This is a genomic window from Paenibacillus sp. NN59, from assembly GCF_057597225.1.
The window spans coordinates 5104049-5117206 of record NZ_CP199678.1 but is presented as its reverse complement, the minus strand read 5'-3'; the positions used below and the strand labels follow the sequence as shown (position 1 = coordinate 5117206).

The window sequence follows — 13158 nt, the reverse complement described above, 5'->3', positions numbered from 1 at the left end:
TAAGTGATTATCGTTCAAATCTTTCGTGATGAGGACGGGAACATCGAACGCTTTTCTATCGAAGGGCATGCCAATTTTGCCAAGCGTGGAGAAGATATCGTATGTGCCGGGGTATCTGCTGTTACAGTAGGTACAGTGAACTCGATTGAAGCATTAACTGGTATCGAGATGGATGCCAAGATGAAGAATGGTTTTTTAAGCGGTTCTTTACCGGTGCTGGCAAAAGGGGAAACTTTTTCTCAGGTACAGTTGTTGCTCGAATCCATGGTAGTTATGCTCTCTAATATTGCAGAGTCATACGGGAAGTATATTCAAATACAGCAACACCAATAAGCAAAGAAGGAGGAAAACCAATCATGTTGAAATTAAATCTTCAGTTGTTCGCATCGAAAAAAGGTGTAGGTTCCACGAAGAACGGACGTGACAGTAATGCACAACGTCTGGGTGTTAAACGTGCAGATGGCCAAACTGTAACTGGTGGTAGCATTCTCGTTCGCCAACGCGGAACGAAAATTCACCCAGGAACAAACGTAGGTATCGGTAAAGATGACACTTTGTTCGCGAAAATCGACGGCGTTGTTAAATTCGAACGTTGGGGTCGCGATCGCAAAAAAGTAAGCATCTACCCTGTAAACGTTGCTCCAGTAGCAGCTGCAGTAGAAGCTTAATATCGGCATTCCGCCTAAGGAGCCTTCGGCATTTTTGCCGGAGGTTTTTTGCATTCTGCGACTATTCGATAATGAACTGGCAGAAAAGACATGTTATACTTGGTTACGGTGGGTTGAAACCAACCTAGTTTGGTAGAACGGGGAGAAGCCATGAAATCCTGGAAAAGAGTGCCGTGGATTGCGGCATGTTCACTTGTGATTCCTTTGGTTTTCGTTATGTTGTATCCAGCGTCTTTTGCGAGCGTTGTGTGCGCATTTTGGTCCGTCGCAGTGATGTTAGTATCAGGATATGCGATGAAAAAGCAGGCGGAGGCGGAACGCAGAATCATCATTCAATCCATGGAAAAAACAGCAATAGCTTCATTAAATCATCATCGGCATGACTGGATGAACGATCTCCAAGTGTTATATGGATATCTTAGGCTGGGCAAACTTGATAAATCCCTGCAATGTGTGGAAAGAATAAAAGAGCGGGTAACGGAAGAAAGCCGTATATCTAAATTAGGTATACCTTCTCTCGTCTTTTATTTGCAATCTTTTCGGGCCAGTGGAGCTGCACTGGAATTGCATGTGGAAGTAGAAGAAGAGCTGCAGCTCAGTGCTCTGGTCTCTCCCGAGGATGGCGAGTCGCTTACGGGGGCGATTGCGGATGCAATTCGGGCCTATCAGTATGGCGGTGGCCGGTCGTCTTGGGGAGAGGTACGCAAACTGACCTTGAACTTCGGACAGGATCACGGAGATGTCGTCGTCCGGTTGGACGGAGATCAAACCCCGGATCCAGAAACGCTGCGGCAATTAACAGCTGTACTCAAAGGTAAAAAAGTCAGAACGGAGCAGCTTCCGTCTGGGGATACGTTTGTACAATTCAGAATGCCTTGTGGAATATAGGAAGAAGGGGTAACCAATGTTTGTTGATAAAGCGAAGATTTATGTAAAAGCAGGAGATGGAGGAGACGGTATCGTCTCTTTCCGTCGTGAGAAATATGTACCGGAGGGTGGCCCTGCCGGCGGCGATGGCGGCCGGGGAGCCGATATTATTTTCCGGGTAGATGAAGGTCTGCGGACATTGATGGACTTTCGTTATCAGCGTCACTTCAAAGCCCCACGTGGTGAGAAGGGACGTAACAAAAGCCAGCATGGTGCGAATGCAGAGAACATGATTGTGCGTATCCCGCCGGGCACGACGATCGTGGATGAAGACAGTGGCGAAGTGTTAGCTGATCTAACGCGTCATGGTCAGCAGGTGGTTGTAGCCAAAGGTGGCCGCGGCGGGCGTGGTAACATCCGCTTTGCAACGCCAAGAAACCCGGCACCTGAACTTGCCGAGAACGGTGAGGAAGGCGAAGAGCGTTATATCGTGCTTGAGCTTAAAGTCATGGCGGATGTGGGACTAGTCGGGTTCCCGAGTGTGGGTAAATCTACGTTACTGTCCGTTGTATCTGCTGCTAAGCCGAAGATTGGGGCATACCACTTCACAACCATTACCCCTAACTTGGGTGTCGTTGATGTGGGTGAGGGCCGCGGTTTTGTTATGGCCGATTTGCCGGGTCTGATTGAAGGGGCACATGAGGGTGTCGGACTGGGACATGAGTTCCTGCGACATGTTGAGCGGACACGAGTTATTATTCATGTTGTGGATATGTCGGGTTCTGAAGGGCGTGATCCTTTCGAAGACTGGCAGAAAATTAATGATGAGCTGCGACTATACAATCCGGTGCTTGCCGAGAGACCGCAGGTTGTAGCTGCGAACAAAATGGATATGCCGGATTCCGAAGCTAATCTGGAGCAATTTTTGCAACAGGTTCGTGAAGTGAAGCCAGATATTGAAATCATGCCTATTTCGTCGCTGACTCGTCAAGGTATTCAGGAACTGTTGTACCGAGCGGCTGATCTGCTGGATCAGATTCCGGATGAGCCTGAGGTAGAAGAAGTAGCCGATCTTTCCGAGCGTAAAGTATACAGTTTGGAGAAAAAAGAGGACGAAGGTTTCCGTATTGTGCGTGAGAACGATACATTCATTGTGGAGAGTGTCAAGATTGATCGCATGATGAAACGGATGCAGTTGAATTCACACGAGGCTATTCTGAAGTTGGCTCGTACACTTCGTCACATGGGTGTGGATGATGAGCTTCGTAAACGCGGTGCCGTGGAAGGTACGATTGTGCGTATTGGAGATTTCGAGTTTGAATTTGTGGAAAGCAGCAGTTACTACTAAGCCGCTAGGCCAAAAAAAATTGTGAACATCATCGGCTGACGATTGCTTAATAAAAATGAGAAACGCAGTGAAGCGGGAAGTTACCGTGAGGCTGCGTTTTTTTTGTTTGTTTTCTGACATGAGAGAGAGAAGTCTGTATAATGTGAGAAACAGTTTTTGAAAAATAGACATGTCACGTATTGCCCTTTTGTGATTCATCCTATATAATGTCCACTATATGAATACATGAGTCTTTGAGGAGAGGACGTTCTGTGAATGAACGCTATTACTTAGTACGGGAAGATATTTTGCCTGAAGCTGTGGTAAAAACGATGCAGGTGAAAGAGTTGCTTGCTTCCGGTGATGTTAAAACAGTGCATGAGGCCGTCGAGCAGGTTGGATTAAGCCGAAGTGCCTTTTACAAGTACAAAGATGGAATCCATCTGATCAATCAGCTGGAGCGTGAGCGAATCGTAACGATCTCGATTGACCTGGAGCATCAGTCTGGTATTCTGTCTCGTGTGCTTGGACATTTTGCAGGTTATGGAGCCAACGTGCTTACGATTAATCAGAGTATTCCACTTCAGGGCAGAGCCAATGTTGTCATTTCCGTGGAAACGACGCATCTGCATGGAGAGATTGGAGAAATGCTGGATCGAATGCAAGATATGCCTGGGGTGAAGCGTACACGGATCGTAGGCCAAGGTTAATCGGGCTTAGAGAATATAGGATTAGACAATAGGGGGTAGGTCGTTAGTGAAACCGGTAAAAGTCGGATTGTTGGGCCTGGGCACGGTTGGAACGGGCGTTGTCCGAATTGTGGAAGGGAATCAGGAGGATCTGAGCAGCCAGGTGGGGTCGCCAATTATCATTGAGAAGATAGCGGTGAAGAACACGGAGAAGGATCGTGTTATTCCTATTGACCGGGCGAAGCTAACAGAGAACCCTTGGGATGTCATTCGTCACCCGGACATTGATATTATCGTTGAAGTGATGGGCGGCATCGATCAGACGAAAGAATATATTCTTGAAGCACTGGAACGTGGGAAACATATTGTAACAGCGAACAAGGATCTTATGGCATTGCATGGTTCAGAGATTCTGGCTAAAGCGCAGGAAAAGCAATGTGATGTGTTTTATGAGGCCAGTGTGGCTGGAGGTATCCCGATCATCCGCACGCTGATTGAAGGTTTCTCTTCGGACCGGATCACGCGGATTATGGGGATTGTGAACGGCACAACGAACTATATTTTGACGAAAATGAGTCAGGAAGGCGCATCCTATGAAGAGGTGCTAGCGGAAGCTCAAGCTTTAGGGTACGCGGAAACAGACCCGACCTCAGATGTAGAAGGACTCGATGCTGCTCGAAAAATGGCAATCTTGGGTACCCTCGGTTTCCGGACGAATGTGGAATTGAAGGATGTTACCGTTAAGGGGATCTCCTCCGTCACGCGTGAAGATATAACGTATGCGAAAAGACTGGGATATGAGTTGAAGTTACTTGGCATCGCAGATCGCATCGATGATGAGATTACGATTAGTGTGCAACCAACGATGGTGAGAAAGAACCACCCAATCGCATCGGTAAACGGTGTGTTCAATGCAGTGTATGTACACGGTGAGGCGGTAGGCGAGACGATGTTTTACGGAGCAGGGGCGGGTGAATTGCCAACAGCTACTTCCGTAGTTGCTGACATTGTTGCCGTAACGAAAAACCTCAAGCTTGGTGTAAACGGAGTAAAAGCAATCGTGCCGTATAAACAGAAGAGACTGCAGAGTGATGAGCAAATTTTTTCGAAAAATTTTATATTACTGCACGTGGACGACAAAGCAGGGGTGCTGGCGCAGATTACGCAGATTTTTGCCGAATATGAAGTCAGTCTCGCTTCCGTTGTGCAACAGCCGAATGAGCACAATCCAGACGCTGAGATCATTATCGTTACACATAATGCAAGTAAGGCGAGCATGGACAAGGTGCTTAAGCATTTTGAATCACTCAACGTGATTCGCCGCATTAAGAGTGTTTATCGTGTAGAAGGTTAGTTGTTGAGTCATTTTAAAATATAATTAGTTTATATTTTTGTTTTGCAAGCAAATCGTCATTTCATGAATCTAGATCATTAAACCTAAAGGAGTTTACCTACAATGAGATATCAAGGATTACTGCAAACTTACAAAGAACACCTTCCAGTCAATGAAAATACGCCACAGCTTACACTTCAGGAAGGAAATACGCCGCTGATTCATGCAGAGAATCTGTCGAAGGAACTCGGATTGAATCTGTATTTCAAATATGAAGGCTTGAATCCTACAGGTTCTTTCAAGGACCGCGGAATGGTTATGGCTGTTGCCAAAGCAATGGAAGAAGGCAGCCGTACGATTATGTGTGCATCTACTGGTAATACATCCGCAGCTGCTGCAGCCTATGCCGCACGTGGTGGGTTGAATTGTATCGTATTGATTCCAAATAACAATATTGCATTGGGTAAACTCGCTCAAGCGATGATCTATGGTGCCAAAGTCATCGCGATCAATGGTAACTTTGACCGTGCCCTTGAGATTGTACGTGAAATTACGGCTAAACACCCGATTACACTCGTAAACTCTGTGAATCCATACCGGATTGAAGGACAGAAGACAGCTGCTTTTGAATTGGTTGAGCAATTGGGAGATGCACCGGATGTTCTGGCTATTCCGGTTGGTAATGCGGGTAATATTTCAGCATACTGGAAAGGATTTAAAGAGTATAAAGAGGCAGGGAAATCGAACACATTGCCGCGTATGGTCGGGTTTGAGGCAGAAGGAGCTATGGCAATTGTTAAGGGAGAACCCATTCTTGAGCCAGAAACTGTAGCTACAGCGATTCGAATCGGTAACCCTGCCAGCTGGAAAACAGCAGTGGCTGCAGCTGAAGAGTCAAATGGTCAGATTAACTACGTTACGGATGACGAAATTTTGGCGGCATACCGCACCATTGCGGCACGTGAAGGGGTATTTGCTGAACCGGCTTCTGCTGCATCCGTGGCTGGTGTGTACAAATTGCATAGTGAGGGCTACTTCAAAGGCGGAGAAACGGTTGTATGCGTGTTAACAGGTAACGGCCTGAAAGATCCGAATGTAGCAATTAAAACGGCTGCTGTGGAGCCGCTGGTCGTTGAAGATACAGAAGAGGCAGTTATGGCAGCTATTGCCCAACTGGAACAACAGTCTGTATGAGCTTGCGTGATAAAGTAACCGTAAAAATCCCGGCAAGCACAGCCAATCTGGGTCCAGGGTTTGATACCCTGGGTATGGCCTTGTCTCTGTATGCCTGGCTTGAGATCAAACCGGCAACACAGACAACATTCCATCTTTTTGGAGAACATCTGACAGGTCTGCCTGTAGATAAATCAAATCTCCTTTATGAAGTTGCACAAATGGTATTTGGTGAGGCAGGAGTCTCTGTGCCTGAGCTTGAATTTTCGATGTATTCCGACATCCCCCTCACTCGAGGCCTTGGAAGCAGTGCATCAGCAATTGTTGGTGCGCTTGTTGGTGCCAATGCATTGATCGGCAGTCCGTTATCTAATGATAAGCTGCTAGACATGGCTACAGCACTGGAGAAACATCCAGACAACGTTGGTGCATCGTTATATGGGGGTATCATTACAGCAGCTTGGGATGGTCAACGCGTCGACTATCTTCGCATTGAGCCTCACCAGGATTTGCAGGCTTTGGTTATCGTGCCAGACTTCCAGTTGTCCACATCTAAAGCGAGGGATATCGTTCCCAAGCAGTTTGGCATGCCTGATGTCGTACACAATGTGAGTCGTTCTTCATTGCTCGTTGCTGCATTAGCCAGCGGGCGACTCGATATGATCCAAAAGGCGATGTCGGACCGGATTCACCAGCCTTATCGTGCCTCGTTGGTACCCGGCATGACGGAGATTTTAGATCATGCTACTGAACATGGTGCACTGGGTGCTGCGCTAAGCGGAGCTGGACCAACTGTTCTTACACTGGTAGATCGTCACGATACCCGGAAGGAAGAACTGGAACAGTACTTGCTGGGTATTATGAAGCAGGAGGGAATCGCGGCCTCTGCCTTATGGCTGGACCCGGACCTGGACGGCGCCCTCATACTGCCGGATCAAGATGAACGTCCTTTTTTGGACAGGATCAAAGGGGAAGTTAACGCATGAAACGAATTGCAGTTTTACCAGAAGGATCAGTCTCACACGAAGCAATCGATTTTCTTTTCGATGGGGAAGCCCTCGATTTGCAGCACTCCAAACTCATTTCGGACATTTTTCGTGCGGTTGATAGCGGGAGTGTGCAGTACAGTGTGATTCCGATTGAAAATACAATTGAAGGCTCCGTTAGTCTGCATATGGACTGGCTTGTCAATGAAGTGGATATCCCAATGCAGGCGGAGTGGGTGTATCCCTCCATCCAGAATGTTATCGGACATGGGAATGAATTTGTCACGGACGATGGCACATATGATTTTGGTAAAATTACCAAGATTCTATCCCATCCTGTGGCCATCCCGCAGTGTCAGAATTTTATTCGGCAACATTCACCTGATGCAGATCTTGAAGGCGTGAACAGCACAGCTGAAGCGGTGGAGATCGTGAAAAAAAATCCAGGTAAGGGCTGGGTAGCAATCGGCACGAAGCTGGCTGCGCAAAAGCATGGTCTCGATATTATGGCTGAACGTGTGACGGATCATGACAATAACTACACCCGTTTTGTACTAATTGGCCATGAACCGGTCGATATTCCGCGTGAACCGGATCATGTGAAGACAAGCTTGCTTGTTACATTGCCTGAGGATGCACCGGGTGCACTCCATCAGGTGTTGTCGGCTTTTGCATGGAGAAAGCTGAATCTGACCCGTCTTGAATCTCGTCCAACGAAGAAACGTTTGGGCAGTTACTATTTTTACATTGATGTGATTGAAACGGTCGATTCCGTATTGCTCACGGCAGCCATGGCCGAAATCGAGGCTTTGAATTGTCAGGTTCGTGTTCTTGGTAGTTATCCATGTTATACATACCCTTCACGGAAATAACCGGTAGTGGTTGGATAATGAATGCAAAGAGATCATTCGGCGTCTATGTGAAATAAGAGAGTTTTTCCGTTATTTTTGTTGTAAAATGGACAGGTTCATTATGTTCCGGAAATATAGGAAATGCATATTTAATGGAGGTGCAGTTAGTCATGGCAGAACAATGGATCTATTTGGATGGTCAGTATGTAACCAAGGAAAATGCAAAAGTTTCGGTGTATGACCATGGATTCTTGTACGGAGATGGGATCTTCGAAGGTATTCGGATTTACAATGGAAATATTTTCAGATGTAAGGCTCACTTGGATCGCTTGTATGATTCGGCAAAATCCATCAGTTTGAACATTCCGCTGTCCTACGATGAGATGCTTGAAGTGATGGCTGAAACGGTACGCCGCAATGATATGCGTAACGGTTATATTCGTCTGATCGTTTCACGCGGACCAGGGAACCTGGGCCTTGACCCGACGCGTTGCCCTAAAGCTTCCGTGATCATTATTGTAGAACAGCTAGCAATCTATCCGGAAGAAGCGTATCTTACTGGATTGAAGGCCGTCTCCGTATCCCAGCGTCGTAACATCCCGGATGCGTTGAATCCGAAAATTAAATCCCTCAACTATCTGAACAACATCCTTGTCAAATTGCAATCGAACTTTTCGGGTGCAGGTGAGGCTATTATGCTAAACTCGCAAGGCTACGTAACCGAGGGCTCAAGCGATAACATTTTCATTATCAAAAATGGTGTGGTGTATACTCCGCCTTGTTACCTTGGAGCACTCGAAGGCATCACCCGTCAAGCGATTATTGATCTGTGCGGGGAGTTAGGTATTGAGTTAAAAGAAGTGCCTTTCACGCTTCATGATGTGTACATTGCAGACGAAGTGTTTTTCACAGGCACGGCTGCGGAAGTTATTGCGGCGTGCGAAGTAGACGGAAGAACGATTGGTTCGGGTGTAGCGGGTCCGGTTACATTGCAATTGCTTGAAGCTTTCCGCCAAATTGTCGACAAAGACGGCTACAAGGTGTGGGAATAAATCACTGCGTCGAATTGAATAAATAACAGGAATTCTCCTTGTCCGATAAAATGTAACATGCCTCGTGTATGTGGGATTTTAGAAGGCGGGAGGATTTTTTTTGTTCAGATGATGTCATTAGCCCGGTTGCTGCATAGGATGTAGTAACGGTATGGGCGAATGTACTGCCCAAGTATGACGTCTAGGAGGTTAGTTCCCTGTGAAAATACACATGGTGAAAAAAGGCGACACCTTATATCTGCTGTCCCAAAAATACAATGTCGCGCTGGACAAATTGATTGCGGCCAACCCGCAGATTGCAGATCCCGACAAGTTGGATATTGGCATGAAGGTCAAAATTCCTGCACAGCCGGTAACACCAAAGCCAGAGGGCGTGCTGCACAGTCACAAGGTAGTACAAGGCGATTCGTTATGGAAGCTGTCACAAGCTTGGGGAGTTCCGTTGAAAGACATGATCAATGCGAATCCGCAATTAAAGAATCCAAATGCTCTTCTGGTTGGAGAAACCGTCTATATTCCTTCCATGCATGCACAAGGTAATCAGGCAGCAAATACTCAAATGGGGAATATGGGCGCGCAAGAAAAGTTATCACCTGAAGGGAAAGAGTATACGGGTGTAAAAGAAGAAACGGCACCTGTTGTACCAGCTCCTCCGCCGCAGGCAGTTGAAACGCCAGTACCTGTTCCGGCACCAGTGCCTGTTACACCGGCTAAGCCTAATATCAAGCCTGAATTGGAGGCTTTGCCTCAATTACCTGTAATGCCCGAAATGAAGCCTGAGAAGAAACCAGACAAAAAAGAAGAGATGAAGCCTGAAGTTCAAGTCCAACCTATAAACGAAGCAATAAAACCTCAAAAGCCTAATCTTTCACCTGAAGTGATGCCTTTGCCTGTGATGCCTAACATCGAACCGGCTGTGAATGTCGAGCCGTCGGTTAAGGCGCCGTGTGGCTGTGGTCAAAAAATGCTCCATGCTCCGATGGAACATCCTTATATGCAGGTGCCTGTACCTACACAAGAGGTATACGCTGTTCAGCAAAACAACATGTATACGGCAGGGATGGCCAACAACTCTCCTTTCCCTGGTGTTCAGGATGTTGGTGCATATAATATGGGTAGCATGCCAAATAGCCCATGGATGGGAGCAGAACAGACTTTTAATCATAATAACGTAATGCCAAATATATCTCCTGAGATGACGAATAATGCATTTCCAATTTCGCCAGCAGCTCAAATAAACAGTCCTTTCCCAAGTATTGCAGCTGCAACGAACCAGATGAACAATCAACCGCCATTTATTTCTCCGTACTCCATGCTTCCGTACCCTCCATGCGGATGTGGATCGCATACACATGCTCCTCAATATACTTATCCTGCGTATGGTTATCAGGAACCAGCTTGGGGAATGTATGGTCACCCGAATGGTATGCCGCCTGAAATGTCCACATCTGTTATGCCAAATCATCCGATGGAATATGCTTATCAAAATCCGTATCCGGCTCAAAATATGGTTCCGCCATCTCCGCTTGGTGCTTTTGGAGAGATGTACCCTTCTCAAGTCCATGATGCCAACAGTGGGAAAAAAGGAGGGCGTGACAATGCGAACTTAAGTCAGGCCGCTTTTGAAGAGGTTGATCTGGAGTCTGACGCGAAACCGAAATCAACGCCGTCTAAAAATGGAACGGCAAAACGAAGAACAAGTAAGACACCTGCGAAAAGTAAATCAAAGGTATCTGTATCTGGAAAATCTACTAGAGAACACAAGACGTCCACGAATTCACAAAAACCAGCCAAGAAACGTCGTAATCCCTGGATTCAACATTAAGGGTAATCTGAAATAGAATGATGGTTGTTGCGAAAAGGTCAGTTTAATAAATTAGAACTGGCCTTTTCGCTTGAGCAGTTACAACGAGAATAGACGATGTGTTTGAAATGATGGAGATGTCGAAAAAAAACAAAATATTGCAGATAACGTTTGAAAGCCCGTTCAAAAATATGTTACAATATGTATGCGCTTTAATTTCAGGTTGAAACTAGCTTTGAATTGAAGTGTACATGCAAGGCTATGTAGAAATAAAACTATAATTAAAAAACTCTTGCATTAATTTTGGCCATGTGTTACATTATTTAAGTCGCCGCTGAAACACGATGGTGACGAAAAAAAGAAGTTTGATCTTTGAAAACTGAACAACGAGTGAGTAAACATTCTGCTTGCAGAATGTCGTGAAGGTTTTTGATACATGCCATCTGGCTGTATGGAAACTGGAACACAAATGAGATTTTGATCTCGTCAGATTCAAAATGAGCTTATCGCTCTTTTCAATACCCCGATGAGTTTCACAGCGTTTAACGACGCTGACGAATTTCATCTTTATTGGAGAGTTTGATCCTGGCTCAGGACGAACGCTGGCGGCATGCCTAATACATGCAAGTCGAGCGGAGTTGATGGAAAGCTTGCTTTCCTGATGCTTAGCGGCGGACGGGTGAGTAACACGTAGGCAACCTGCCCTCAAGCTTGGGACAACTACCGGAAACGGTAGCTAATACCGAATACTTGTTTTCTTCGCCTGAAGAGAACTGGAAAGACGGAGCAATCTGTCACTTGGGGATGGGCCTGCGGCGCATTAGCTAGTTGGTGAGGTAACGGCTCACCAAGGCGACGATGCGTAGCCGACCTGAGAGGGTGATCGGCCACACTGGGACTGAGACACGGCCCAGACTCCTACGGGAGGCAGCAGTAGGGAATCTTCCGCAATGGGCGAAAGCCTGACGGAGCAATGCCGCGTGAGTGATGAAGGTTTTCGGATCGTAAAGCTCTGTTGCCAGGGAAGAACGCTTGGGAGAGTAACTGCTCTCAAGGTGACGGTACCTGAGAAGAAAGCCCCGGCTAACTACGTGCCAGCAGCCGCGGTAATACGTAGGGGGCAAGCGTTGTCCGGAATTATTGGGCGTAAAGCGCGCGCAGGCGGTCATGTAAGTCTGGTGTTTAATCCCGGGGCTCAACCCCGGATCGCACTGGAAACTGTGTGACTTGAGTGCAGAAGAGGAGAGTGGAATTCCACGTGTAGCGGTGAAATGCGTAGAGATGTGGAGGAACACCAGTGGCGAAGGCGACTCTCTGGGCTGTAACTGACGCTGAGGCGCGAAAGCGTGGGGAGCAAACAGGATTAGATACCCTGGTAGTCCACGCCGTAAACGATGAGTGCTAGGTGTTAGGGGTTTCGATACCCTTGGTGCCGAAGTTAACACATTAAGCACTCCGCCTGGGGAGTACGGTCGCAAGACTGAAACTCAAAGGAATTGACGGGGACCCGCACAAGCAGTGGAGTATGTGGTTTAATTCGAAGCAACGCGAAGAACCTTACCAGGTCTTGACATCCAACTAACGAGGCAGAGATGCGTTAGGTGCCCTTCGGGGAAAGTTGAGACAGGTGGTGCATGGTTGTCGTCAGCTCGTGTCGTGAGATGTTGGGTTAAGTCCCGCAACGAGCGCAACCCTTATATTTAGTTGCCAGCACTTCGGGTGGGCACTCTAGATAGACTGCCGGTGACAAACCGGAGGAAGGTGGGGATGACGTCAAATCATCATGCCCCTTATGACCTGGGCTACACACGTACTACAATGGCCGGTACAACGGGCTGCGAAATCGCGAGATGGAGCCAATCCCAACAAAGCCGGTCTCAGTTCGGATTGCAGGCTGCAACTCGCCTGCATGAAGTCGGAATTGCTAGTAATCGCGGATCAGCATGCCGCGGTGAATACGTTCCCGGGTCTTGTACACACCGCCCGTCACACCACGAGAGTTTATAACACCCGAAGTCGGTGGGGTAACCGCAAGGAGCCAGCCGCCGAAGGTGGGATAGATGATTGGGGTGAAGTCGTAACAAGGTAGCCGTATCGGAAGGTGCGGCTGGATCACCTCCTTTCTATGGAGAATCGTCTTCTGCAATGAAGACATTCAAAACTAAAATCTAGCCAGGTCGGCTAGTTACTCACTCGTTGCTCAGTTTTGAGAGCTCAAACTCTCAAACAGCTTGCTAGTTATGGAGCTTGTTCTTTGAAAACTAGATATCGAAACGAAACAAACGCGAATTAGAACATTCCTTTTTAGCTGAACTTGTGTATAACAAGTTTCAATAAAAACGGTAGATAATGCAATTGCGATGGTATCGGGTGGGAGCGACTTTTGGCTTTGGACGTAGTCCAAACCA

General features: G+C 47.1%; 11 protein-coding genes and 1 rRNA gene. All 12 read left to right on the top strand.

Annotated features, from left to right (window positions below):
• Positions 1–3: 3 nt before the first annotated feature.
• The 12 genes from ACT89M_RS22315 to ACT89M_RS22260 all read left to right on the top strand — a co-directional run bounded on the left by ACT89M_RS22315 (position 4) and on the right by ACT89M_RS22260 (position 12873).
• Complete coding sequence (locus tag ACT89M_RS22315; RefSeq protein WP_090919083.1) at positions 4–333, top strand: ribosomal-processing cysteine protease Prp; 330 nt, start codon at positions 4–6, stop codon at positions 331–333.
• Between the two features lie 23 nt (positions 334–356).
• Positions 357–668, top strand: coding sequence for a 50S ribosomal protein L27 (gene rpmA, locus ACT89M_RS22310; protein ID WP_017692622.1), 312 nt, complete (start codon positions 357–359; stop codon positions 666–668).
• 150 nt (positions 669–818) lie between these two features.
• The gene (locus tag ACT89M_RS22305) at positions 819–1556 is read left to right on the top strand and encodes a Spo0B domain-containing protein (protein ID WP_154890962.1); all 738 of its coding nucleotides are present in this window, start codon (positions 819–821) and stop codon (positions 1554–1556) included.
• 16 nt (positions 1557–1572) lie between these two features.
• Complete coding sequence (gene obgE / locus ACT89M_RS22300) at positions 1573–2883, top strand: GTPase ObgE (RefSeq protein ID WP_154890961.1); 1311 nt, start codon at positions 1573–1575, stop codon at positions 2881–2883.
• A 251-nt stretch (positions 2884–3134) separates the two neighbouring features.
• The gene (locus tag ACT89M_RS22295; protein WP_110898886.1) at positions 3135–3572 is read left to right on the top strand and encodes an ACT domain-containing protein; all 438 of its coding nucleotides are present in this window, start codon (positions 3135–3137) and stop codon (positions 3570–3572) included.
• 46 nt (positions 3573–3618) lie between these two features.
• A complete protein-coding gene (locus tag ACT89M_RS22290; RefSeq protein ID WP_154890960.1) occupies positions 3619–4905 on the top strand; it encodes a homoserine dehydrogenase in 1287 nt (428 codons plus the stop codon).
• Positions 4906–5007: 102 nt separating this feature from the next.
• Entirely contained in the window at positions 5008–6078 is a 1071-nt protein-coding gene (thrC, locus tag ACT89M_RS22285; RefSeq protein WP_090919073.1) for a threonine synthase, read from the top strand.
• Positions 6075–7043 (top strand): homoserine kinase, encoded by a 969-nt coding sequence (gene thrB / locus ACT89M_RS22280; RefSeq protein WP_154890958.1) that lies wholly within the window; start codon positions 6075–6077, stop codon positions 7041–7043. Before thrC ends, thrB begins: the two co-directional genes overlap by 4 nt.
• Positions 7040–7915: a prephenate dehydratase gene (gene pheA, locus ACT89M_RS22275; RefSeq protein WP_154890957.1), complete on the top strand. Its 876-nt coding sequence runs from the start codon at positions 7040–7042 to the stop codon at positions 7913–7915. The genes thrB and pheA overlap by 4 nt, the downstream gene beginning before the upstream one ends.
• 149 nt (positions 7916–8064) lie before the next feature.
• Positions 8065–8946 (top strand): branched-chain-amino-acid transaminase, encoded by an 882-nt coding sequence (ilvE, locus tag ACT89M_RS22270; protein ID WP_090919067.1) that lies wholly within the window; start codon positions 8065–8067, stop codon positions 8944–8946.
• A gap of 199 nt (positions 8947–9145) precedes the next feature.
• Positions 9146–10771: a LysM peptidoglycan-binding domain-containing protein gene (locus ACT89M_RS22265; protein ID WP_154890956.1), complete on the top strand. Its 1626-nt coding sequence runs from the start codon at positions 9146–9148 to the stop codon at positions 10769–10771.
• A 546-nt stretch (positions 10772–11317) separates the two neighbouring features.
• Positions 11318–12873, top strand: a 16S ribosomal RNA gene (locus ACT89M_RS22260).
• Positions 12874–13158 lie beyond the last annotated feature (285 nt).

What these genes read in the sequence shown, in the direction of transcription:
- thrB (WP_154890958.1), top strand. Translation starts at nt 6,075, where the DNA reads ATGAGCTTGCGTGATAAAGTAACCGTAAAAATCCCGGCAAGCACAGCC.
- obgE (WP_154890961.1), top strand. Translation starts at nt 1,573, where the DNA reads ATGTTTGTTGATAAAGCGAAGATTTATGTAAAAGCAGGAGATGGAGGA.
- ilvE (WP_090919067.1), top strand. Translation starts at nt 8,065, where the DNA reads ATGGCAGAACAATGGATCTATTTGGATGGTCAGTATGTAACCAAGGAA.
- thrC (WP_090919073.1), top strand. Translation starts at nt 5,008, where the DNA reads ATGAGATATCAAGGATTACTGCAAACTTACAAAGAACACCTTCCAGTC.
- rpmA (WP_017692622.1), top strand. Translation starts at nt 357, where the DNA reads ATGTTGAAATTAAATCTTCAGTTGTTCGCATCGAAAAAAGGTGTAGGT.
- ACT89M_RS22305 (WP_154890962.1), top strand. Translation starts at nt 819, where the DNA reads ATGAAATCCTGGAAAAGAGTGCCGTGGATTGCGGCATGTTCACTTGTG.
- pheA (WP_154890957.1), top strand. Translation starts at nt 7,040, where the DNA reads ATGAAACGAATTGCAGTTTTACCAGAAGGATCAGTCTCACACGAAGCA.